The organism is Metamycoplasma subdolum, assembly GCF_033546815.1.
In the GTDB taxonomy this organism is placed as follows: domain Bacteria; phylum Bacillota_I; class Bacilli_A; order Mycoplasmatales; family Metamycoplasmataceae; genus Metamycoplasma; species Metamycoplasma subdolum.
In genome coordinates, this window is record NZ_CP137846.1 from 67,758 (window position 1) to 94,204 (window position 26,447).

Sequence of the window (26,447 nt, forward strand, 5' to 3'; positions counted from 1 at the left end):
TTACTTAGTCTTTTAATTCAAAGCATAATTCTAAATGAATTATAATTTTAGTTATGAATAAAATAATGAATGAAAAACTTGATGCTCTTAAAGAGTTTGTGACTCTTTGTGACACACATAAAATTTGGTATAGTTTGGACAACTTATCTTTACTTTCAACGGTTAGTGAAAAAGATATTGAAGATAAAATTGATTTTCATGAAGTTATGATGACTTATGAATCTTATGAAGAATTTAAAACTAAATGTACTGATTTTGTAATTGATAACACAAAGCATAGTTCTTATAAAACTACTCAAATAAAATTTGCAAAAGATGCAAATAATTTTCTTGAAGAAAAAGCATTTGTTAATATAAATTTGCTTCTTCCAGTTAAGGTAAAAACTCTAAAAAAATTCTTGAATTTTAAAAACTATGAACGTTCAAGAATGCAAAATTTACAAACAAGATATAGATCTACTTCTGCACAACTTGAAGGTAAAATTCTTTCACTTTTCTGACCGAAATTAACATATAAAGAAATCATTAATTCGCTTGAAGATAAAGAGTATGAAGGCTATGTAACTACACGTGAAAGAATTAATAAAAAGTGAAAAAGGAACTGAATTACTCATGTTTCTTTTGAAAGAAAAACAATTGATTTTCACGGTATAAAAGTTAAAATTTTAAGTGAATTTGAAAGCTATTTAACTAACATTTTTGGTGAAAATTTCAGTGATTTTGAAGTTGAACCTTTGAAAAATATTCACATTAATTTAGTTGATTTTGTTAGTGTAAATACATTTAATTTAGCAAAGCAAAAAGAAGAACAAGATAAGATAAAAGAAGAGATAATTGAGCATACTATTTCTGATCCACAAGTTAAGGTAAAATCTAAAGAAAAATTAAGTAAAGATTCAGATAAAAATATTGAAGAGTAAATTTTCAAAAAACATTTAAATTTAAGCAGAAAATTCAAAATTTAAGTTCAATAAAATAATAAAAAAATAGGCGTCTTATTTTAAGTAAGAATTGCCTATTTTTAATTATTAATTTAAGCAGTTTTGTATTCTTCTTTTTCAGCCACTTTTGGAATAATTCATTCACGTTCTTGCTTGATAATTTCTTTAATTCTTCCGTTTTCTAAATAAATGATTTTATCAGTTAATTTTGCAATGTCGGGGTCGTGACTTACAATGATAACTGTTGAACCATAATCACGGTTAATTAGTTGTAAAAGTTTAAGAACGATTTTTCCTGTTTTTTCATCAAGTGCTCCGGTTGGTTCGTCACAAACTAAAATCTCTGAGTTTTTAGCAATTGCACGAAGAATTGATACCCGTTGTTGTTGACCACCAGACATTTGAGATGGATATTTGAACATACAATTCTCAAGATCAAATTCTTTAAAAAGTTTTTTAAGATCTAAACGTTTTCTCTTATCAGATTGAAGGTAAGCACCAGTTTCAACATTGTCATAACTATTTAAGTTTTGAAGTAAGTTATAGTCTTGAAAAATAAAGGAAGTATTTTCTCTTCTAAATAGAGTTTGACGTCTGTCATTTAAGTAAGGTAAAGCAATATTATTTACTATAACTTTACCACTTGTTGGTCTATCTAAAGCAGAGATAATGTTTAGTAAAGTTGATTTTCCTGAACCACTTTTTCCATATAAAATAGCAATCTCGCCACGTTCAATTTGGAAAGTGATATCTTTTAAAACTTCAGTTGCAACGTTACCTGAAAGATAAGTTTTTTGTAAATTTTCAACTTCAACAATAAAGTTTTCACTATTAATTTCATTAGCACCTTCATCTTTGGGACGAGGCTTGTTGTTTGCTGTTTTTAATTTTTTAATAGTGTTGTTATCAACTTGATATGAGTTAGAATCAACATTTGATATTTCAATTGTTTTTTCAAGTGTTTTGTTTTTTTCTTTTGTTTTATTTGTTTTCATATTACTTTCCTTTCAATGTTTCTATTGGTTTTGCTTTGTTTAAACTTAGTCAGGTTGCTATAGAACTTATAGTGAATACTGACAAGCACATTGTTGCCGATAAGATGATTGAAGACATTTGAAGTGTTAGTGGTAAGATTATCTGACTCGTCGTCATAACGAAAGCATTAAAGATTGCAATTAGTCCGAATGTGATTGGAATCATTAATAAACATGCGAGTAAGATAGTTGGGATAAAGTTAAAGAAGAATAGTAAGATTTTTTCACCTCTTGTATATCCTAATACTGAGAAGATTGCAATTGCTCTTTGGTTTGATGCAATCATAATATTAGTAATAACAATAAGGATAATAATTGAAATAATGAATGAAATTAAGATAAACGCAGTTAATAAAGTAGTAATAGTTTTACTCATTCCGCTGATAAATCCAACTTCAATGTCTTTACTATTAACATCAAATGATGCACCGAACATGATATCTTTTCCATAAATTGATTCATTGACATCACCGAACATTTTTTCGAGAGCAGATCTTGCTAATTTTTCATATCCAGTTTTTTCTTTTGCTTCAACTATTTCATCAAATTTAGCATCATCAATGAAAGGTTCTTTTTTCTTATCTTTCTTATTTGATTCATCTAATATGTTGTTCAAGAATTCTTTAATTTTTTCACGATAAGTGAAGTTAGTTCCGTGAGCTTCATTGTAACTTGTTACAATATGTTCATAAACTGATGTGTATTTTAAAGAAGGATTAGAAATAAATATTTTTCTGAAAAAGTCTCAAATTGATTCATCGCTTGCACCTGCAACGTTGTAACTATTTTGAGCTCCTCAAAAACCTAAGTTTGAATAAGTTGTTAAAGTATCAATTGTTTGAACTGGTGTTTCGTCTTGAGATAAAATACCGTTAAATGCTTCATATTTTTGATGGAATTTTGCTTTAATTTCTTCAGCATCATTTGGGAAACGAGCGAGCATATTATTTAACTCAACTTTTCTTGAATCTTCAAGTCTTTTTGTTAAAGTATCAAAGCCTAAAATCTTGTCAATGATATCTTTTCTTGTCGCAAATTCATTGTTAATATAAGTTGCTGAAATTCCAACAACTTTAAATCTATGATTAAAGTTTGGTTTTTCTAAATTTAAACTTTGTCAACTGAATCTATCAACATGGTTTTTAATTTCGCCTTGTAAGATTGAACCTAGTTTTAAGTTAAGTGATTTAGCGGTAACTTTATTTACTAAAATAGGAACATCATCACCTAGTTTTCAATTGTAGTTTGCTAATAATTGAGTTAAATTATTTTTCTTTTCATCAGTAAAACTTATGTATTTACTATTTAAGTGGTAACCGTAAATTTTTTGTTCTTTGCCATCAATTTTAGCGATTGCATAACTGTATTTTTCGTTAGTGTTTTCATTTCAGTAAATTCCACTGAATGAAACGAAGAAGTCGGGTTGATCGATTTTCTTATATGATTCAATCAAGAAGTTTCTATATTCTTGACGGTGTGAAGAAGTTGTAACTTTTACTGGTTTAGCATAAGCTTCATTAATTGGATCTCATTCAACGAATTTGAATTGATTTTTGATTGAAAATGAATTTCCTACATCATAGTGTTCATCAGTGTAAATTGCAAAGAAACTTGTTCTATTTGATAAATCTTCAGGCAAGCCTTTTGCTTTATCTTCATAGTATTTTTTAATGTCTTTAACAGCTGAGTAAGGGCTTCCGTCTTCGTTTCTAATAATGTTTTGAGTGTTTTCAATTTTTCTAGAAACTTGTTTGAAGATTTCAACAACTCTTGCTTTTTGAGTTTCTGGAAGGTTAGCATAAGTAATATCTCATGGTGAAAGTTCAACTGATAAGTCAAGTAAAAGATCAAGTGAAGATTTAGTTAATACTACTGGGTCGTATTTATTTAATATAACATCAGTATTAAAGTTTGCACCTGGACGTAAGAAGTTTGGGTTGTCATAATCAAGTTGTGAACCATTTTTAGAAGTATTACCTGCTAAATCATTTGGTAAATAAAGTAAGTTAGATAAATTATTTTTATCATAAGTTACTAATGGACCACCTTCGGTTGAAGGAGTGATTAAGTCAAGTTTATAACGATAGTTTCTATTTTCGTAAGTTCTTGAAATTGATTTTGAGAAAACGTTGCTTGATGATAAGAAAAACATTGAAAGAAGCGATGTTGTTGAAAAACCTAAGAAAACGGAAATCATTTTTCAGAAGTTGTTTAATGCCATTGACATAATGAAACGCATTTTAACACCTCAATTTCTAAATGATTTAGAAATTCTTTGGGCGACTTTTCCAACATTAACTTCAACAAGTCCGCTCATCATTTCTGTTGGTTTTCTTTTTACAGAAATAAATGTGATTAAGAAAATAAGAAGTGAAATTGCTATAAATGGAATAAATAAAGTAATTGCAAATGATAAGAAATTAAAACTTAACGTTGCCGTCTTGAGCGTCCAGTAACTGGAGAAGAGTTGCATAAATTGCCTTTGTAAACTAAAACCGACTATATAACCGAACAAAGTTCCAACAATAGTAGGAATTCATCCAAAAGCACAGAAACTTATTGCAATTTCGCTAACTTTATAACCTTGAGCTCTTAGAATACCGATAACTTTATGTCTGGCTCCGATGTAACGTTTAATAATAAAATAAACTATGAATCCAACTAAGATTAAAAGAATTAAGACTGAGTAAAGTGTTGTTGCTGAAATGGCATCAATTACGCTTGTTACAGTTTTAACACGAATTGCTCTTTCGGGGTTTAAGAAGTCAGTTTCATCTTTTAAGTAAACTTTTTGGAAGTTGCTTCCTGTGATTTGACTGATTGCTTTATTAAATTTACGTTGAAGTTCAATTGGAGTTTTTCCTTCAACAAATTTCTTTCCTTTTCTAGGTGCTTTTACTAGCACATATTCTTTAATTGCAAAGGTTGGATAAGCTGAGTAAATTCTATCAAATCCCTTTTGGTTAACATAAACTATTGCTTGAGTTTTGGTATCAACTTGGATGTTTTGTTCATTAACTACGGCGTAAAGATAGTCAGCAGTTGTTTCTTCACCGATGATTAAATATTCAATACTATTAATTCTTATTTTGTATTTTTCATCAAGTGATTTTAAAAAGTTTTCCATCTTGATTGGGCTTGAAAGCGCATCAGAGATGTCACCTTTGTAAATTTCTTTTCCATTTTTTGCAAGGTGACCGTGATTAACTTTTGCAAGATAAGAACCTGTGTCTGAATAAGCAATTGAGTTATAAATCATAACAGGTTGAAGAATTTTTCAAACAGTCTCTTTGAACGCTTTAGTTAAGTTGATTCCGAATAGAGTGATATCAGCACCATTGTCACTAAGAACGTTATTAATTAAGTTGTGAATTAATGAGATATCAATTGTAACAGGAGAATCTCCTCCAGTTCCAATTTCAGTTGAAGGGAAAACGTATTTATCATAAAGAGGATTGATTTCTGTTTTAACTTCTTCAAGAGTCATACCTTTTAAATTGTCAAAAAGTTTTTTAACAATAAAGCTTAAGTTACCTTCACCTGTTTTATTTGAAAGTAAGTAATACATTAGAATTTGCGGGAAGGTTGCTGAGACTAAAGGATTTAAAGCTGAACGAGGTACATTTATTATTGATAATTTATCAGTTGTTTGAACACTTTCTAAAGTTAGATTGTATAGTAAGTCAAAGTCAGTTTCGTTTGAAACTAATGGAGTGAAATCTGAATTTATATCTTTATTAATGAAGGAATTTACAAATTTCTCAATTGAATCTTTATAGAAAGTTGGAACTTGATCGCAACTTGCTAAATATCCAAATGAATAAGTAAGTTCGTTTTGATGTTTGTCTAAAATTTTCTTGAAATCTTCAACAATTTCATCGCTTAAACCTTTGTCTTTTAAGGCTTGGTAAAGGTCCTTGAAAGATGTTGAATTTGTTAAAGCATTTTTGAAAAGTCTATTTGCAAGTGATGATTTAGCATGTGCATATGCTATTTTTAAAATACTTGAATGATATGTTCCGCTTGAACCAATAATTCCAAAATCTGGGAATGAATTTTCAACTTTGCTGTAATTAGATAGCAAGTCAGAAATTTCTTTTTTGTTAGCAGTTTTGTAAAGTTCTTCAAGGATAAATGAAACTTGAGCAAGGGTTAATTTTCTAGTCTTTTTTCTGATAATTTCATTTTCACCAGTGCTTGGATTTGTAATGATACTTTCAGTGAAATCTGCTAGGTTAAATAGTTCATAGCCAAGTTTTATTCAAGGTGCATAAAGGCCAAGCTCTTGTTTGATGAATTTTTCTTGAGAAGAACCTAACATTCTTGCATAAAGTTGTTTTGATAAAATTGAGTGAATTGTTGTTAAAAGATTTTTTGCGTCTGGATTATCATTATTATTTTGATCAATTAATGCTGCTTTGTAAGCCAAGTCACCAAAAGTTAGTAATTCTTTTCCATTAAATTTGAAATCTCAATTTCAAGTTCCTTCATTGTCGACATCTGGTTTAAGGTTGACAATTTGAAGATTTTTAACCATCTTTTCATATGCTTCAAGTTTAGTTAATATTTTTTCTAAATTTTGAAGATCGCCACTGCTTGTTAATACTTTAAATTTCAAGAAATTCAGTTCATTTAATGTAGGGATAAATTGAGATTTACTTTCAATTGAGTTTTTAACTTTTGTTTTAACTTTTTCAATGTCTTCAAGTGAAAAGGCATCAATTGGAACATTAAGTGGATCAAAGTTTTTATCTTCTGGTCCTGATGGAATATTTAATTTTGCTAAAGTGAATAAGTCAAAAAGTGAAAGTTTTTCATCATCTTTTGCTGGGATTGAAATATCTAAACTTGACAAACTTTTTAGAGTTTTGTTTGATAGGTTTAAAGCTTCAATTAAGCCATAATGAATGTTAGCAATTTTTCCACTAACGTTTGCATCACTTGAAGTTGAGAGAGCAATAATTGCACTTGTTAATCAATCTTGACTTTCTAAAGTTTCGGTGTTGAAATCTTTGTAAACTTTTTTATTTGCTGTTATTGGTTTTTTAACATGCTTGATTAATTTATCTAAAGATTCAGCAAAACGTTCAACTGAAAAAGTATCTATTATTTTACTAATTCCACTTAAAACATTTGAATAAGGGTTTAGTGGATCTTTTGAACCATTTATTTTCTTGAAAACGCTTTTAATTTCTTCTTCATCAGCTTTTGAATAAGGCATTCCTCTTTGTTCATTTGCTTTTTTAAGTTTGTCAAAGAAACTATTTTCAAGGTCCGGATTTAGAATTTTGTTGAAACTAATTGTACTTAAAATTGATTTTAATGCTTTCTTGAATTTAACTTCGTTAACTGATTTAATAACTTCAATAACGATTCTATCAGTTGAAAGACCTCAGTAAGTCAAGTCGGTTGCTGTGAATGGAATTAATGGGTGATGTTTGTATCAATTGTCCATTGAACGAGAAAATTTTATGAAATCAATTGATGCAATTAAATTTTTAAGATAATCAAAAATTTGTTCTTTGTTTTCAATGTATTTTAAAAGATCAGATAATGTTAAGTTAATTTGTGGGAGGATAGTAATTTGGTCAAGTTTTAATAGTTTAGTTATGATATCAATTTGACTTAATAAGTAATTATCTCTTTCTTCTTTAGAAGCAACTTTTCCTTCAACACCAGCTCCTACATAAATTCTTTTGAAATAATCAATTACATTACCAAAAAGACCGTGGATGAAAGAGTTTGCATTTTTTGAAATGAATTCAGTTGATTTAGTACTTGAATCAAAGCCTTCAATTAAATATTTAATAATATCAATAACAACTTTGATTGTAACGTAGTAATTTGATTTTGCAATTGCTAAAAGTTTATGATAATCATTTTGTTCAATAGATTTTCTAGCAGCTTCAGTCAATAAGATGATGTCATCTTTTCTTAAAAACTTAGATAAATCTGATTCAATTAAGATTTTTTTAATAGCTTCAGTTAAAAGTCTTATTGACTTATTTTGCATAATGTCGTTTGTATATTCATTAACGATTGCACCAAAACCGATTGGTAAAGTCATTAAGTTTCTGAATTTATCATTAACTGAAACTCAGCCTTCTTTTCCAATTTTTCCTTTGATAGTTAAACCTTCATTAACAAGTTTTTGGTACATTTCATCAAGAGTGAAAAATCCATTTTTGGTACCTGAAACAACTTTTTTTCAAACTGTTTGTGAACCAAAACCATCAATTTGACCTTTAACTAAAAAGATGTATTTATTTTCTTCAACTCTTGCAATAGCAGCAACCTCAGTTGCACCGTGAGTTTTGAGTTCATCACTATCAGTAGTAATGATTAAAAGTTTGCCATTTCTTTTTACTGGAATTTGAGTATTTGGATAAAAATCGTAGTAGTCTTCAAAACGAGTATCTGGGGCAAAAAATTCATAATCTGGAGTATAACCTTTAAAAATTAAATCAAGTATATTTTTAGTATAAATTGGAGGAATTTTTTGAATATATGGACTCGCTGGATTTGGTTTTAAAAGGAATTTTTCGACATTTTCGTTAGTTATAGATTCATTCAATCTGCTTGGTGAAAATTGTTCATCATATAGTTTTCCAACGTTTTGTTTTACGCCTCTAATTCTATAATCTATGTCACCAGTATTGATGAAGTGAAAGACATTTTTGGAAGCAGTTTTATCATTAACTGTTTCAACAGTCATTGTTTGTCTAATACCTAAATTTTCTTCTCCAACTTCCTTAATTAGCTCATTAATAATGACATTTTTCGCATATTTGGTTGCGTTGTCACGAATGAAAAATTGTTTATTTTGCAAGTTTTTTGAATTAGTAATTCTATCAAATTCTTCATCAGTTACAATGCTATGTGCTAAAGTGCCTGGAAGTTCAATTTGTCTTACTGAATGAAGTGGTGATGTTGGTTTAGTAAAAGGTGCACTGGGATTAACTGGATCAACTTCTCCACCGTCTCATCCTTCTTCAAAAATTACATCTAAATCTTCTCTAGTGAAAGGAAGGTTTTCTTTTTTAACAAATGGTTCTTTTGAACCAACTGTAAAAGTACTTGTTTGACTTTTTGTTCAATAAGAAAAGTACTTAATTTTTTTATATTCCTCTGGATATTTCTTTTTAAATTGAATTATGAATTTAAGGTTTAATCCTTTTCAATTGCTATAATTTTCATCTTCTTTTTCATTTCAATTTAAACGATATCTATATCAATCATATGTTGTGAAAACTTCATCTTTTTTAACTCAATTTTCAGGAATTTTATACTCTTTATTCAACTCAAGTTCTTGAAAGGTTATTGAGTTAGAGCTTACTACATTTGTTAGTAAAAAGTTAGTTAAGTTGAAACTTGATTTTAATTTATCGCTTGGGTCAATTTTTTCATTTGTTGATTTAAAAGTAGCATCTAATTTTATGTCACAAGTTGGTTGATTTTCTTTTTTGAAAAAGTATTTGTCACTTGATGCATCTTTTTCAAAACCTAAAAGTTTCATCAAGTTTTGACCATTTACTATAAAAAGTTCACCTTTTTGTTTTCATTCTTCATAATCTGAAAGCAGAAAACTTGCTTTTTTTGTTTTTAAGTTTAAGTAAAGTGATCTTGGATCTTTGATGTAATCTTTGGTAAGCCCGTCATTTTTAGCAACAATTTCTCCAAGTTCATCAAGAGTTAGAACTTCTTTGAAGTTAAAAGTATCAGCGACTTTTGCATCAATTTTTTCAATTTTTGCTTTGAATGTTTCGCCATCTTTTACAAAAAGTTGGAATTTTCAAGGTTCACTTGTTTTGAAATTACGAATTTTTAATTTATCTTGTTTGCCCTCTTCTTTTGCAATTTCAAAGTAAACATTAGAGGTTTCAATTAAAGAAGTGTTATAAAAGTTTAAAAAATCTTCTGCTTTAATAAATAAATTTGCATCATGAACAGCAAGGTTTTCAAACTTATCTTTAAGTTGAATATATTCGGTGTCAACTTTAGGTAAATAAATTGAATATTTTACTTTATCAGTTGCTTTTGAAGCTCTAAATTTGACTGGTTCATTAACTTTATCTTTGCTATTTGAGCCAATTAAATCAAACCCATCATTCGGAATTGCACCTGATAAGTTAGCATCAATATCAACAGTTAAATCATGTAATTTACTTATCTTGTCATAAGATTTAATAGTGTTTGAGTAAGATTTCTTAACATCAAAAAGTAAGGTAAAAATTCCCGATGTTATGAAAATAAGAATCGTTAAACAAATTAAAGTAATTTTGTTATAAGCTAACGATCTAAAAACCTCTTTAAAAAGTCTTCTCATAATGTTCTCCGAACTTTAAGTAATAAAATTAAAATTTAATATTTACTATTATACAATAGTGAAAAAAATATACGCAACTTTTATAAATAGAAAAGTCAAAAAAATAACTTAGAGGTTATTATTTTTGTTTAATATAGTACTAAACAAGGAAAACTAATAGTTTTGCTTTTGCAAAAAATAAAAATCACATTAGTGATTTTATTTAATTAATATTATTTATTTTATCTGATTTCACTTGCGAGGAATACCTTGAGGAGTTTCACTTTCTTTTGTATAAGTGACTAAAATATTTTCTTTTTCAAAGTATTTTTCTAAATTAAAAAAAGTAAAATTTGCTCTTAATTTTTTAGTTATAAAATTTGAATTTAAAACTTCGTCTAAGAAATTTTTTGATTTTAAGAAACAGAAAGTTGCTCCGATTTTGGCAACATGATGGCTAATTTCCATCAAAACATGAAGTTCAGCAACTGCTCTTGCTGTAATAAAATCAAATTTGTTTATTTCTTTGGATTCTTCACATCTAATATGTTTGATTTCTAAATTTTTAAGATTTAATTTTTCTTTAACTAAATTTAAAAAATTAACTCTTTTATTTAATGCTTCATAAATTGTGAGGTTAAAAGTAGGATTTATTAAAAGATAAGGAACTGTTGGAAACCCAGCCCCTGCTCCAATGTCTAAAACTTCTTTTTCGCTTAAATTAAGAATATTTTCATTTATAAATTTGAAAGTTAAAATTGATTCAATTATTCCTTCATTTAAAAGTTTTTCATCCTTAAAACCTGTCAAGTTATACTTCTGATTTTCTTCTTCAATTAAAAAATAATAAGCTTCAAGTTTCTCCAAAGCTTCATTATTTAAGAAAGGCAAATAATTTTTTAAATTATTTTTTATTTGTTCTGATGTAATCATAATAAACTTCTGTAACTGATGATTTATTTATATTTGCTTCAATAACTCTACCTAAAAAGTCAGCCATTGAAAGAATTTTAAGTTTTTTGTATTCACCAGTATTTTTTATTCCAGTTGAGTTTGTGATCATTACTTCATCAATAATTTCATTGTTTTCAAACATTTCAAAACCACGTGAAAAAAGCCCGTGTGTTGCAGCGATAATAATTTTTTTTGCACCTTGTTTTTTAAGGGCCATCGCCGCATTAATAATAGTTCCACCTGTATCAATAATGTCATCGAAAATAATTACATTTTTATCTTTAACATTACCTAAAACACCAAGAATTTCACTTTTGTTTGGTCCAGTACGGCGTTTGTCAATGATGGCAATTTCTTCATCATTTTCTAAAAGTTCAGAAAGTTGTCTTGCTCTAACAGCACCACCGTGGTCAGGTGAAACAATGACAAATTTTTCTTTTCTTTTTCTAAGTTCATTTGTAAAAATGAACTGACCACCCAAATCATCAACAGGAATATCGAAAAAACCTTGAATTGAAGGGTTGTGAAGATCTACTGTGATAATTTTTGTAGCCCCTGCTGTTGATAATAAATCAGCAACTAATTTTGCACTAATAGGTTGTCTTCCTGAAACCTTGCGGTCTTGTCTTGCATATCCATAGTAAGTAATAACAACGTTAATAGTATTTGCACTTGCTCTTTTTAATGAGTCTATAAAAACAAGAAGGCTCATTATGTTGTCATTAACTGGTTTTGCAGTGTGACAAACGATAAAAACATTTTTATTTCTAACTGTAAAGTTAGATTGTAAAAGTACTTCACCATCGGCAAAAGTTGTTTTTTGGATTGAATTAACTTCGCGATCAATCTTTTTCCCAATTTCAACTGCTAAATCTCAAGAGTTGTCCATTCCGAAAATAACAACATTTTTCTTTTTGGTATCTTGCATCTTAATTATCCTTTTCATTTTATGTATATTTTAGATTATATTCCAGACAAAATTTTTTTGGCAAATAAGGTTGAAACTAACTATTTTTTAACTCTAATAAGAGAATGCGTCTGATTTAAATAAGTAAAAGAGTAGCCTTCTTCTTCAAGTAAAGTTTCAACTTGAAGTTTTAAAGCACCAGTTCCATTTCCAACCATGATATCTAAAAAATCAAGATAAGAATCTTCATTAAATTCAAAAAGTGCATTCAAAACTTTTGCAGTTGCTTGTGATACGCTAAGACCATGAAGGTCAATTTTTTTAACAAAATATTCGCTCATAGCCTAATTATAAACTTGACAATGCTATAATTGAAAATATGGAAAAAATTCTTTCATTTAATGACTATGAAGGTACTTACAAAAACTCAAATGAGCTTGTTTTAGAAGGTATTAATTTAGATATTTTTGCAGGCAAAATGGTTGCAATTATTGGACAAAGTGGGGCAGGAAAAAGTACGCTTTTTGCCGCAATTTTAAATCAACTTTCTATTAAAAAGGGGGATCTTTTTATAGAAGGAAAATCTATTCAAAAAATGAGCAAAAAAGATTATAAAAATTTCCTTCAAACTGTTGGATATTTGACTCAAGGAGATGATTTAGTTTCAACAGATACTGTATTTAAAAATGTATATCGTGAGGTAAAACTTTCTAATAATTTCTTTGTTAATTTATTTAATTTGGATTGAAAAAAGAAGCAAAAACATGTACTTGAAATTTTAGAAAAACTTAACATCTTTGATAAAGCATTTAGCCTTGTAAGCGAACTTTCAGGTGGTCAAAAACATAGGGTACAAATTGCAAGACTTTTAACAAATAAAAAGAAACTTATTTTAGCAGATGAACCTACTACTGGACTTGACATAATTTTGAGTCAAGAGGTTATTGATTTACTTAAAAAAGTTAACGAAGAAAATCATGCAACAGTGTTAGTAACACTTCATGATTTAAACCTACTTGAAAATAATTTTGAAGACTATGTTGCTATTAGAGAAGGTAAGATTTTAAAGCAGGGAAAAGTGGAAGAAATTACGAAAGAATTTATAGAAGAACTTTACAAGAAGTAGCGAACCTACTTTTTTATTTGCTTACTCTTCAAAAAACATTTAATTTAAAGAAGAAATTTGAAATTTTATAGTGTTTAAAAATGCCTTAAAAAAATTAATAAAAATTTAAGATTTTTTCTTTTATTATTTTGGTATAATTAATCAATAAAAATTGAAAGGAAGTGTATGAGTTCAAAGGAACTATCAACTGATGAGGCGACATATTTGCATAGCAAGTTCTTTTGAATTTGTTATCTTTAAAAAATATTGAGTCTCTTTATCTAAAAAATAAGGAGGAAACATGAATTTATTACGTCAAAATCACAGATCAAAAATAATAGCTGAACAAAGGCTTTTAGAAACTAAAAAAAGATTAGTTGAATCTAGTGAAACAGGCACTCAAGAAATATTAAAAAAATATAATAGCTCACTTAACGGAATTAATAGCGAGGAAACTATTAATGACAATAGAAATGAGTATGGTAAAAACATACTTTCAAAAAAAGGTGCGGATAATGTTGGTAAAAGACTTTTCCGTTCTTTCTTTAATCCATTTAATATCATTTTAGTAATACTAGCAATTATTTCAATTATTGTAGACATAATTTTAGCTCCTGCGGGGGAGAAAAATTATTTAACAATGTCAATCATTTTTGCTATGGTAATTATTAGCTCAATTATTCATTTTATTCAAGAGCAGAAATCTGCCACAAGTGCAAATAAATTAATTGAAATTATTGAGACAACTTCATTGGTTGAAAGAGACGGAGTTTTAAAAGAAATTCCTCTTGATGAAATTGTTGTTGGCGATATTATTCACTTAGCAGCGGGCGACATTATTCCTGCTGATGTAAGAATTTTACAAGCAAAAGACTTATTCGTAAGTCAATCTTCTTTAACAGGCGAAAGTGAACCACTTGAAAAGTTTGCAGAAATTGATCCTAATAAAAATTATGATAATGTAACAGATCGTCCGAACTTAGCTTTTTTAGGATCAAACATTATTTCAGGATCTGCAAAAGCTGTAGTTGTTGTAGTCGGAGATGAAACTTATTTAGGTAGAGTTGCCGCCAAAGTTAATGAAAAGCAAGTACCTACTAATTTTGAAAAGGGAATTAGAAAAATTTCAATCATGCTTACTATTATTATGGCAGTTGTAATTCCTATTGTTTTTCTAATAGTGGGTCTAACTACAAAGCATGATGGACTTCAAAGTCCTTGAATTAAAGCACTTTTATTTGGAGTTTCAATTGCGGTTGGGCTAACGCCTGAAATGCTTCCAATGATAATGATAAGTTGTCTCTCAAAAGGTGCCATTGCCATGGGGAAACAAAAAACTATTATTAAAAATATAAAATCTATTCAAAATTTTGGTGCCATGGATATTCTTTGCACCGATAAAACTGGAACAATCACTCAAGACAAAGTTATTTTAGAACGTCATCTTGATGTTACTGGCAAAGAAGATAGTTATGTTCTAAAACACGCCTTTTTAAATTCATATTATCAAACTGGACTTAAAAATTTACTTGATAAATCAATTATTCAAAAAACACTTGAACTTGCTGAAGAAGATTTAAGTCTAGATAATCTTGAACTTCATTATGAAAAAATTGACGAAGTTCCTTTCGATTTTCATCGAAAGAGAATGTCAGTACTAGTGCGTTCTTTAAAAAATAATAGTGTAAAGATGATTACCAAAGGTGCGGTGGAAGAAATAATTCACTGTTGTGACACTATATATTTAGATGGAAAAGTGCAAAAACTTGATAAAAAAGTAATTAAAAAAGTTTTAGCTAAAGTTGAAGAATTTTCTGAAGAAGGAATGAGAGTTATTGCTATTGCAACTAAAAAAGATTCATCACCAGTTGGGAAATTCTCAGTTGAAGATGAAAAAAACATGACTTTAGTAGGATATTTGACTTTCTTAGATCCTCCAAAAGATTCTGCTGAAGATGCAATTCAACAACTTCATAATTTAGGTGTAGAAGTTAAGATTTTAACTGGTGATAATCCTTTAGTAACTAAAGCAGTCTGCACCAAAGTTAAGATTCCTCACGAAAGGATTTTGCTTGGTAAAGATTTAATAAATATGAGTGATGAAGAACTTTCAATAGAAGTTGAAAGAACACAAATTTTTGCAAAACTTTCACCTGATCAAAAAGCAAGAATAATTAATGTTTTAAGAAAGAATGGTCATGTTGTTGGTTATATGGGCGATGGAATTAATGACGCTCCTGCTATGAAAGTTGCTGATGTTTCAATATCAGTTGACACTGCAGTTGATATTGCAAAAGAAACGGCAAATATTATTCTTTTAGAAAAAGATTTAAACGTTCTTGCGACTGGAATAAAAGAAGGAAGAAAAACACATGCAAATATTAATAAATATGTAAAAATGACAGTTTCTTCTAACTTTGGAAATATAGTTTCAATAATACTTGCATCAATAATATTGCCATTTATTCCATTGATGCCTGTTCAAGTTATTTTCTTGAATTTAATTTACGATTTATGTTGCGGATCAATTCCTTGAGATAATGTCGATAGTGAATTTATAAAATCGCCGAAAAAATGAGAATATAAATCAATTCTACGGTTTATGCTTTGGTTTGGGCCTGTATCTTCAATAGTTGATATTATGGCATTTATGATTCTTTATTATGTAGTCGTTCCAAACCAAGTTGGATCACAATACAAAGCAATTGCAGAAACGAATAAAACTCTAATTAAAGAGTTTCAAAAATTATTCTGAACTGGTTGATTAGTAACAAGCATGTGAACTCAAGTTATAGTGCTTCATTTCCTAAGAACTGATAGAATACCTGTTATAAAATCAAATGCTTCATGAGCTCTTAGCGTAATGAGCATTGGTGGTTTGGTTATAGTAACTGCTGCGCCTTATATACCTAAATTAAATGAAGGATTAATCTTAAAAGCACTCCAACCAATCTTCTATGCTTGACTAGCACTTTTCTTAGCAACTTATATCATTTTGCTTATGATTGTCAAACTTATTTATAGAAAAATTTATAAACAATTTTTATAGAAAAAAACATAAGAAAATATTGTTCAATTTTATTGAACGTATTTTTTTTAATTTCTTTCTTATCTTAAGAGCAAATTTAAAAATTTTTAGTGTTAAAAATCATTAGAAAATCTTTGAACAATTTTTATAATGAATTGGCTATTTAAAATACTCAAAAAATTAACCATTTATCTATTTATTTTTCGCAAAGTTTTTATTAACTTGTTTGCTTTAAATAGTTATAATTTTAAAATATCAATTATTAGTATTTTATGTTTAACTATATAATTTAATATTGCTTAAAGGAGTTAATATGTTATCATCAAAAGAAATTAGACAAATGTGACTTGACTTTTTTGAATCAAAAGGTCATTTAGTTGTTGAATCAAAATCACTTATTCCTGTTAATGATCCAAGTTTACTTTGAATAAATTCAGGAGTTGCTACATTAAAAGATTATTTTAGTGGCAAGAAAATTCCACCCGCAAAAAGACTTACAAACTCACAAAAATCTATTCGTACTAATGACATAGAAAACGTTGGTGTTACTGCAAGACATCATACTTTATTTGAAATGCTTGGTAACTTTTCAATCGGTGATTATTTCAAAGTTGAAGCAATAGAGTTTGCTTATGAATTTATCTTCAAAGTTTTAAAACTTGAAAAAGAAAGAATTTTTATTACATATTATTCAGAAGATAAAGAAACTTTTGACACTTGAACTAGACTTGGAATTTCAAAAGATCATATGATTAAAGGAAGCCGTGAAACTAACTTTTGAGATGTAGGGCAAGGGCCATGTGGGCCTGATACTGAAATTTTTTATGATCGTGGTGAAAAGTATGATAAACGTGGCATTGAACTTTTAAAAGATGATATTGAAAACGACAGATACATTGAAATTTGAAACATAGTTTTTAGTCAATTTAATAATGATGGTGAAAATAACTACACTGATTTGGCAACGAAAAACATTGATACTGGGGCAGGGCTTGAAAGAATTGTTTCTATTTTGCAAGATGCTCCTACTAATTTTGATACAGACTTATTTCTACCTATAATTCATGCAACTGAAAAATTAACAAACTTAAAATACGATATTAATAATTACTTTACAAAAAATCCTAAACAGACAAAAATTAATACAAACTTTAAAATAATTGCAGATCATATGAGAGCTTCTGTGAATGCAATCAATGATGGTGTTAATCCCTCAAACATTGGGCGTGGTTATATTATTAGAAGATTAATTAGACGTTCGTATCGTGCAGGGCTTGCCTTAAAAATTAATGAAAAAGCATTTTTATATAAATTAACAAAAGTTGTACGTGATTCATTAATTTATAAGATTGATGTTAAAAAAGTTGAAGACATTATTAAAAAAGAAGAAGAACTTTTTGCCAAAACAATCAATGATGGTGAAAAATTACTTGAAAATGAAATCGAAAAAAAGGGAACTATCACAATGGAAGTTGCCTTCAAAATGTTTGATACTTATGGATTTCCTATTGAATTAACTGATGAAATTTTAAGAGAAAAAGGAATTTTCTTAGATTTAAAAGAGTTTGAAAAATACCAAAAAATTCATCAAGAAAAATCAAGAGGTGAAGTTGGTGTTGGAATGGACAAGGTTATAAATTCCCTTGCTTTAGTAAAAGATCTTGTAAGTGAATTTATTGGTTATGATTTCACAAAATCAACTTCAAAAATTCTTTATCTTTTAAATGAAGAAAAACAAATTAAAGAAACAAAAGAAGATGAAATATCTTATCTAATTTTAGATAAAACTCCTTTTTATGCAACAAGTGGTGGGCAAAATCATGACCATGGATACATGATGCAAGGCAAAAACAAGATTGAGATATTAGATGTTTTTAAAGATAAGTATTGAAACCACGTTCATAAAGTAAAAGGGAAGATTAACATTAAAGACAAAATTGACTGTTTTGTTGATGAAGCTAAAAGAATTAATTTTGCCAGAGGGCACTCAGCAACTCACTTAATGTATCATGCAATTCGTGAAACTTATCCACATGAAAAAATTGAACAACTTGGTTCAAATATTACTTGAGAACATTTCACTTTTGACTTCGGGCTTGATAGACGTCCAAATAAAGAAGAACTTGCTAATATTGAAAAAATCATGCGTTCTTTTATTGCAAAAAAAGCAAAAAGAAATTACATTATTACTTCAATTAAAGGAGCACAAAAACTTGGTGCTTGAATGACTATTGAAGAAAGCGAATATCATGACGCAAACAAAGTTAGAGTAGTTGAATTTGAAAATATTACTCGTGACCTTTGCGGTGGAACTCACGTTGCAAACTCAAAAGATATTGAAGATTTTAAAATAGTTTCTGTTGATTCAAAAGGTACTGGTGTTTATCGTTTAAGAGTTCTAATTTCAAAATCTTATGTTCATGCTTATTTAGATGAACAAATTAAACTAAAACAAGAGTTTTTAAAAACCTTAATTAAGCAAAATCAAGAGTTTGAAAAAACATATTCAAAGACTTTTGAAACCAAGATTCCAAAAGAAACTGAAGACAAAGAAAAACTATTAAATGATTACTTAAGACTTGAAGAAATTATTCGTGAAGATTATCGTAAATTTTTAAAAGCAAAACAAAATGAAGCAGTTTCAATTGAAGCATATAAAGCTGAAAAAGTTAATGGAAAAGAACTATTTTTATTCTTTGAAAATGATGCAAATACATTGAGAAAAGTTGCAATTCAACTACGTGAAACAAATCCTTCATCAATTGTTGTTGCTTTAAGTGAGACAAAACCGAAAAACTACTTTATATTAGTAGGAACTAAGAAATTTAACGCTCAAGAAATCTTTAAAAAAATCACTGATAGTTTCAATGGAAGAGGTGGGGGAAATGTGCTTGTTTGTCAAGGTTCAATTTCTTCAACATTAGATCAAAAAACGCTTGCTTCAAAAATAAAGGAATTAATATAAATGCGAATACTTTGCCTTGATTTAGGAACTAAGACTTGTGGGTTTGCAATTTCAGATCCTTTTGGCATAATTGCCACAGGAATTGAAAACTATCACATTGCTGAAAAAGATTGAAACGCTGTAATAAATAAAGTGAAATTTTTTATTTTTGAAAGTGAATATAAAAACGAAATTGACCTTATTGTTTTAGGTTATCCTATTAGAATGGATTTAAGCAAAAGCGAAAGAACTTTAATGGTTGAAGAGTTTAAAATTTTACTGGAAAAAGAAATAAAAATTCCTGTTGTTTTTCAAGACGAAAGACAAACGACAAGTCAAGCTGAAGACATTTTAATTCAAGCAGGCTTTACTAGAAAAAAAAGAAAAACAAAGAAAGATAGCCTAGCCGCCCAAATAATTTTAGAAAACTACTTAGAAAGAGTAAAATAAGAATATGAAAATACAAAACGATCCAAGACAAAAATTAAATATATTTACTGACGGAAGAAAAATCACAATTAAAAACAAAAACAATGTTGAAGGAACTTATTACGTAATTTTAGAAACTTCATTAGCAAAGTTTAATCACAAAGATTCATACTATTTAGTTTATGATGAAGAAAACAAACTAATTACTCCTTTAAAAGGAAAAAACATTCACAAAGCAGGTTTTTTAGACATTGCTTCAAATGAAGAAGAATATGAAGAACTTGAAAGAGTTTTAAAGAGCTTTAACGATTTATGTACAGTACCTTCACGTGATAAAAGTTATGACATAATTGAAAGATTTTTCGAAGATCTTGAAAAAGAGGAAGAAAGCGAAAAAGCAGATGATTAATAAAGAGTCATCACTAAGCATAAAAGCAAGAATCGGTCTTGCAATTTCAGTTTTAGTTGTTTTAGTAATTATTGTTATTGCATTTATAGTTTTTTGAAGACTTAAAAAGAAAGTTTTATCAAAATATAGATCACTAAATTACGAAGAAGAAAAGCTAAAACTACAAAGAATTAATCCAAATTTTGGAATTATTTTAGAAGAACTTAAAGTTAAAAGCAAAAGTTCACTTGATGATTTTTTAGTAACATTTTTAGTTAATAATGTTTATCTAAATAATTTCAAATCAATTTATTTATCAACACAAGATGAGTATTTAGCAATTTCACTTGCTGTTTTAACTAATAGAGATATTAATTTTGAAACAACTGAAACCAAAGAATATGATTTGCAAAGTTTTGGCAAGCAAGTTGAGTCCAAAATTAATCCTATTAATATAAATAATAATAGTAAGGGCAATTTTGATTACTTAATAAACTTTGATTTAAATAAAAGTATTACTGAAAAAGTTGAAGAAGTTTTACCTTTTCTAGATGATCAAGGAATGATGGTTATTGATTTTGAAAAAACTAAAGAATTCAAAGAATCAAAAGAATTTTTAACCCAAAATAACCTACGTTATGAAACAATTAAGTTTAATAAAAATTGTGTTATACTTTTAGCAAAAGATTTATTGCAAAGTACTTTAAAGGAATAATATGACAACACATAAACAAAAAAATTATTTAACAAGTGAAGCATTAGCAGAATATCAAGCAAAATTAAAAAGACTACAAGAAGTTGATAGACCTCAAGTTATTGAAGAAATAAAAGAAGCTAGAAATCAAGGTGACCTTTCAGAAAATGCTGAATATGATGCTGCTCGTGATAAACAAGCTATGATTGAAAATCAAATCACTGAAATTCAAGCAATTCTAGATAATTATGAGCTAATTGAAACCAGTGACTCAAATCATGTAAGAATTGGATCAATTGTTTCATTTAAAAATTTAAGTACTCAAACCACACAAACTGTAACTATTGTTGGTGCATTAGAAGCTGACCCTTTTTCAGAAAAAATTTCTAACCTAAGTCCGCTTGCTCAAGCATTACTTGATAAAAAAGTTGGAAGCGTTGTCGAAGTTGAAGGTCCACACAAATATAATATTGAAATTTTAGATATAAAAAGAATCTAAGGCAAAAGGCCTAGATTTTTTTAATTTAATGCTTTTTTAAGCCATTTTTATTTAAAAATTAGTTCAAAAATCAGCCTCTTAATATGTAATTATTAATAAATAAAAAAAATTATAAAAATTTTTATAAAACTCTAAAAAATTATTATAAAATAATAGACGTGCCTAATGAATAGGTAATTATTTTTTTAACAAAATTATGATATAAAAGTGATTTTAAAACTTTGAAGCAAAAAAGTTAAAAATTTTGTAAAAATCTCATTTATTGGGTTATAATTAAACTTACAAGTTTTATTTGCTCGCAAAAAGTTCTTTGAAAACTGGATACGATACCATAACGTCAATTTTTTTTATTTTTAAAATTCTATAATTCTATTTAAAGAATCAAATCAATCATTATTAAGAGTTTGATCCTGGCTCAGGATGAACGCTGGCTGTGTGCCTAATACATGCATGTCGAGCGGAAGTAGCAATACTTTAGCGGCGAATGGGTGAGTAACACGTGCTTAATCTACCTCTTAGATTGGAATATCCAATGGAAACATTGGTTAATGCCGGATACGCATGGAATCGCATGATTCCGTTGTGAAAGGGGCGTTTGCCCCGCTAAGAGATGAGGGTGCGGAACATTAGCTAGTTGGTAGGGTAATGGCCTACCAAGGCTATGATGTTTAGCCGGGTCGAGAGACTGAACGGCCACATTGGGACTGAGATACGGCCCAAACTCCTACGGGAGGCAGCAGTAGGGAATATTCCACAATGAGCGAAAGCTTGATGGAGCGACACAGTGTGAACGATGACGGCCTTCGGGTTGTAAAGTTCTGTTGTGAGGGAAGAACACTTGGCTTAGGAAATGAGGCCAAGCTGACGGTACCTTATTAGAAAGCGATGGCTAACTATGTGCCAGCAGCCGCGGTAATACATAGGTCGCAAGCGTTATCCGGAATTATTGGGCGTAAAGCGTTCGTAGGCTGTTTATTAAGTCTGGAGTCAAATCCCAGGGCTCAACCCTGGCTCGCTTTGGATACTGGTAAACTAGAGTTAGATAGAGGTAAGCGGAATTCCATGTGAAGCGGTGAAATGCGTAGATATATGGAAGAACACCAAAGGCGAAGGCAGCTTACTGGGTTTATACTGACGCTGAGGGACGAAAGCGTGGGGAGCAAACAGGATTAGATACCCTGGTAGTCCACGCCGTAAACGATGATCATTAGTCGGTGGAGCATTCACTGACGCAGCTAACGCATTAAATGATCCGCCTGAGTAGTATGCTCGCAAGAGTGAAACTTAAAGGAATTGACGGGGACCCGCACAAGCGGTGGAGCATGTGGTTTAATTTGAAGATACGCGGAGAACCTTACCCACTCTTGACATCCTTCGCAAAGCTATAGAGATATAGTGGAGGTTAACGGAGTGACAGATGGTGCATGGTTGTCGTCAGCTCGTGTCGTGAGATGTTTGGTCAAGTCCTGCAACGAGCGCAACCCCTGTCTTTAGTTACTAACGAGTCATGTCGAGGACTCTAGAGATACTGCCTGGGTAACTGGGAGGAAGGTGGGGATGACGTCAAATCATCATGCCTCTTACGAGTGGGGCAACACACGTGCTACAATGGTCGGTACAAAGAGAAGCAATACGGTGACGTGGAGCAAATCTCAAAAAGCCGATCTCAGTTCGGATTGAAGTCTGCAACTCGACTTCATGAAGTCGGAATCGCTAGTAATCGCAGATCAGCTACGCTGCGGTGAATACGTTCTCGGGTCTTGTACACACCGCCCGTCACACCATGGGAGCTGGTAATACCCAAAGTCGGTTTGCTAACCTCGGAGGCGACTGCCTAAGGTAGGACTGGTGACTGGGGTGAAGTCGTAACAAGGTATCCCTACGAGAACGTGGGGATGGATCACCTCCTTTCTACGGAGTACATTAACCAAAACGTTATGGAAAAATATCGTATCCAGTTTTGAGGGAACTTTTCTCTCAAATTTTGTTCTTTGAAAACTGAATAAGACATTGAAATTAATATTTCAAAGTTTAGATCAACCTATAGAATATTTAAAGACAAATAATAGGTCTCATACAAAAATAATAACTATTAAACAAGATAAGAGTTTTTGGTGGATGCCTTGGGTCTGGAAGTCGAAGAAGGACGTGATTACCTGCGATAAGCCTCGTTTAGCCGGAAATAGGCAACTAGACGGGGATTTCCGAATGGGGAAACCTAATGGAGCTAATCCTCCATTGCCATAGTCAGTGAATCCATAGCTGAATGGCGAGACACGATGTGAATTGAAACATCTCAGTAGCATCAGGAAGAGAAAATAAAGAATGATTCCCTCAGTAGTGGCGAGCGAACGGGGAAGAGCCTAAACCAGCACTCGTTGCTGGGGTTGTAGGACTGTCTATTAAAAGTTACAAAATTTACATATAGCAGAATAAGTTGGAACGCTTAAACATAGAGGGTGAAATTCCCGTAAGCGAAATGTGTAAATCTTTTGGCAGTATCCTGAGTAGGGCGGGGCACGTGAAACCCTGTCTGAATCTGCCGGGACCACCCGGTAAGGCTAAATACTAACCAGACACCGATAGTGAACTAGTACCGTGAGGGAAAGGTGAAAAGAACCCCGGGAGGGGAGTGAAATAGATCCTGAAACCAATTACTTACAGTTAGTCAGAGCCCGTTAATGGGTGATGGCGTACATCTTGCAGAATGGACCGGCGAGTTATGTCAACATGCGAGGTTAAGTGGATTAAAGCGAAGCCATAGAGAAATCGAGTCTGAATAGGGCGTTAAGTATGTTGATATAGACCCGAAACCAGGTGATCTACCCATGAGCAGGTTGAAGCTTAGGTAATACTAAGTGGAGGACCGAACTGTAGTACGCTAAAAAGTGCCCGGATGACTTGTGGGTAGGGGTGAAATTCCAATCGAACCTGGAGATAGCTGGTTCTCCTCGAAATAGCTTTAGGGCTAGCGTGTAACGTTAAGCTGTGGGGGTAGAGCACTGAATATGGAATGGCCGCGCCTAGCGGTACTGACTATAATTAAACTCCGAATACTACAGCGTATTGTTATGCAGTCGGTACATCGGTGATAACGTCGATGCACGCGAGGGAAACAACCCAGATCGTCAGCTAAGGTCCCAAAATTGTGTTAAGTGAGAAAGGTTGTGGAATTTCTTAAACAGCTAGGATGTTGGCTTAGAAGCAGCAATCGTTTAAAGAGTGCGTAATAGCTCACTAGTCGAGAGATTCTGTGCCGATAATTTAACGGGACTAAAACACAATACCGAAGCTACGGGTACGAAAGTACGTTAGAGGAGCGTTCTAAGGGCATTGAAGGTAGACTGTAAAGACTGCTGGAGCGCTTAGAAGTGAGAATGCCGGTATGAGTAACGATTCAAAGTGAGAATCTTTGACGCCTATTGGGGAAGGTTTCCTGGGGAAGGTTCGTCCACCCAGGGTTAGTCGGGTCCTAAGACGAGGCCGAAAGGCGTAGCCGATGGACAACAGGTTAATATTCCTGTACTTCCTTGAATGTGATGGAGTGACGGAGGAGGATAGTCTTACCGCTTATTGGATTGCGGGGTAAATAATGAGAGGGCCATGTAGGCAAATCCGCATGGCATAACCTTGAGTTATGATGCATAGTGAAAGGGAAACTGAGTAGCGAATTAGATGATTTCATGCTTCTTAAAAAAGCTTCTAACTATAAGTTCTGTGGAACCCGTACCAAGAACGAACACACGTCCCCAAGATGAGTATTCTAAGGCGAGCGAGAAAACCAATGTCAAGGAACTCTGCAAATTCATCCCGTAAGTTCGCAAGAAGGGATGCCCAAAGTAACATTTGGGCCGCAGTGAATAGTAAGGGGGAACTGTTTATCAAAAACACAGCTCTATGCTAAGTCGTAAGACAATGTATATGGGGTGACTCCTGCCCAGTGCCCGAAGGTTAAGTGAAGGTGTTAGCTTATGCGAAGCATTGACATGAAGCCCGGGTGAACGGCGGCCGTAACTATAACGGTCCTAAGGTAGCGAAATTCCTTGTCGGCTAAATACTGACCTGCACGAAAGGAGTAATTATCTCTTAACTGTCTCGACATTGGACTCGGTGAAATTATGGTTCCGGCGAAGACGCCGGAGACCCGCATCTAGACGAAAAGACCCCATGGAGCTTTACTATAACTTCATATTGGAGTTTGATTTAACTTGTGTAGGATAGGTGGGAGACTGTGAAGCGAGGACGCTAGTTCTCGTAGAGTCGCCGTTGAAATACCACCCTTGTTACGTTGAACTTCTAACTTGTTGCCATCATCTGGCAAGAGGACAGTGTGTGGTGGGTAGTTTGACTGGGGCGGTCGCCTCCCAAAAGGTAACGGAGGCGTTCAAAGTTACACTCAGTACGGTCAGAAACCGTATATAGAGCATAAAGGTAGAAGTGTGATTGACTGTGAGACCTACAAGTCGAGCAGGTGCGAAAGCAGGACTTAGTGATCCGGCGGTTCTTTGTGGAAAGGCCGTCGCTCAACGGATAAAAGCTACCCTGGGGATAACAGGCTTATCTTTCCCAAGAGATCACATCGACGGGAAGGTTTGGCACCTCGATGTCGGCTCATCGCATCCTGGAGCTGGAGTCGGTTCCAAGGGTTGGGCTGTTCGCCCATTAAAGCGGTACGCGAGCTGGGTTCAAAACGTCGTGAGACAGTTTGGTTCCTATCTGATGTGGGCGTTGGAATATTGATGAGAGCTACTCTTAGTACGAGAGGACCGGAGTGGACACACCGATGGTGTTCCAGTTGTTCTGCCAAGAGCATAGCTGGGTAGCCAAGTGTGGAAAGGATAACCGCTGAAAGCATCTAAGCGGGAAGCCTACTCAAAGATTAGTATTCCCTTTTAAATTCCTTATAGACTATGAGGTCGATAGGCTGGAGGTGTAAGTACAGCAATGTATTCAGCTGACCAGTACTAATAAATTGATTGGTTTAATAGTGAAACTATAGATTGTTTAAATTAAAGTCTTATTCAGTTTTCAAAGAACATAAAAAAAATAAATGCGATGAGCCGACATTTAGAAGCCTATAAGGGCTTTTTTTATTACTTTTTCTTTAAATTTAAACTTTCTCAAACCTATAAATTTACAATTTTTAATTTCCTTTAAGCATCTTTTTTTGTCAAAAAAGTAGCAAATTATGTACAAAAATACAATAAAGAAGACCTAAT

Annotated in this window: 13 protein-coding genes and 2 rRNA genes; 10 read left to right on the forward strand and 5 right to left on the reverse strand. The window is 31.3% G+C overall.

Translation table 4 applies throughout. The features are described from left to right. Window positions 1-53 precede the first annotated feature (53 nt). Window positions 54-920 carry a LicD family protein gene (locus R9C05_RS00305; RefSeq protein WP_147437875.1) on the forward strand — a complete coding sequence of 289 codons (867 nt, stop codon included), beginning with the start codon at window positions 54-56 and terminating at the stop codon, window positions 918-920. A 113-nt stretch (window positions 921-1,033) separates the two neighbouring features. Here R9C05_RS00305 and R9C05_RS00310 read toward each other — a convergent pair whose 3' ends face one another. From R9C05_RS00310 to R9C05_RS00330, 5 genes are all read right to left on the reverse strand, one after another. Beyond that, a complete protein-coding gene (locus tag R9C05_RS00310; protein WP_121940611.1) occupies window positions 1,034-1,936 on the reverse strand; it encodes an ABC transporter ATP-binding protein in 903 nt (300 codons plus the stop codon). Between the two features lies 1 nt (window position 1,937). Then, on the reverse strand, window positions 1,938-10,301 hold the full coding sequence (locus tag R9C05_RS00315; protein WP_121940612.1) for an ABC transporter permease: 8,364 nt from the start codon (window positions 10,299-10,301) through the stop codon (window positions 1,938-1,940). A 216-nt stretch (window positions 10,302-10,517) separates the two neighbouring features. After that, window positions 10,518-11,213, reverse strand: coding sequence for a 16S rRNA (guanine(527)-N(7))-methyltransferase RsmG (gene rsmG / locus R9C05_RS00320; RefSeq protein ID WP_121940613.1), 696 nt, complete (start codon window positions 11,211-11,213; stop codon window positions 10,518-10,520). Further along, window positions 11,185-12,162: a ribose-phosphate pyrophosphokinase gene (locus R9C05_RS00325; RefSeq protein WP_121940614.1), complete on the reverse strand. Its 978-nt coding sequence runs from the start codon at window positions 12,160-12,162 to the stop codon at window positions 11,185-11,187. Before R9C05_RS00325 ends, rsmG begins: the two co-directional genes overlap by 29 nt. An 80-nt stretch (window positions 12,163-12,242) precedes the next feature. After that, entirely contained in the window at window positions 12,243-12,482 is a 240-nt protein-coding gene (locus tag R9C05_RS00330; protein ID WP_121940615.1) for a Smr/MutS family protein, read from the reverse strand. A 38-nt stretch (window positions 12,483-12,520) separates the two neighbouring features. Here R9C05_RS00330 and R9C05_RS00335 point away from each other — a divergent pair, with 38 nt between their 5' ends. The 9 genes from R9C05_RS00335 (at window position 12,521) to R9C05_RS00375 (ending at window position 26,217) form a co-directional block, all read left to right on the forward strand. Next, complete coding sequence (locus tag R9C05_RS00335; protein ID WP_121940616.1) at window positions 12,521-13,267, forward strand: ATP-binding cassette domain-containing protein; 747 nt, start codon at window positions 12,521-12,523, stop codon at window positions 13,265-13,267. 280 nt (window positions 13,268-13,547) lie between these two features. Beyond that, complete coding sequence (gene mgtA, locus R9C05_RS00340; protein ID WP_121940617.1) at window positions 13,548-16,295, forward strand: magnesium-translocating P-type ATPase; 2,748 nt, start codon at window positions 13,548-13,550, stop codon at window positions 16,293-16,295. Between the two features lie 292 nt (window positions 16,296-16,587). Next, entirely contained in the window at window positions 16,588-19,239 is a 2,652-nt protein-coding gene (gene alaS / locus R9C05_RS00345; protein WP_121940618.1) for an alanine--tRNA ligase, read from the forward strand. Then, window positions 19,240-19,668: a Holliday junction resolvase RuvX gene (ruvX, locus tag R9C05_RS00350; protein ID WP_121940619.1), complete on the forward strand. Its 429-nt coding sequence runs from the start codon at window positions 19,240-19,242 to the stop codon at window positions 19,666-19,668. Window positions 19,669-19,672: 4 nt separating this feature from the next. Then, entirely contained in the window at window positions 19,673-20,056 is a 384-nt protein-coding gene (locus R9C05_RS00355; protein ID WP_121940620.1) for a hypothetical protein, read from the forward strand. Further along, window positions 20,049-20,750, forward strand: a complete 702-nt coding sequence (locus tag R9C05_RS00360; RefSeq protein WP_121940621.1) for a BC85_0335 family putative methyltransferase — start codon at window positions 20,049-20,051, stop codon at window positions 20,748-20,750. The genes R9C05_RS00355 and R9C05_RS00360 overlap by 8 nt, the downstream gene beginning before the upstream one ends. A 1-nt stretch (window position 20,751) precedes the next feature. After that, a complete protein-coding gene (gene greA / locus R9C05_RS00365; protein ID WP_121940622.1) occupies window positions 20,752-21,228 on the forward strand; it encodes a transcription elongation factor GreA in 477 nt (158 codons plus the stop codon). Between the two features lie 392 nt (window positions 21,229-21,620). Further along, window positions 21,621-23,139 (forward strand): 16S ribosomal RNA (locus R9C05_RS00370). Between the two features lie 179 nt (window positions 23,140-23,318). Then, window positions 23,319-26,217: ribosomal RNA gene (locus R9C05_RS00375) — 23S ribosomal RNA — on the forward strand. The 16S and 23S rRNA genes sit together here, the layout of an rRNA operon. Window positions 26,218-26,447: the final 230 nt, after the last annotated feature.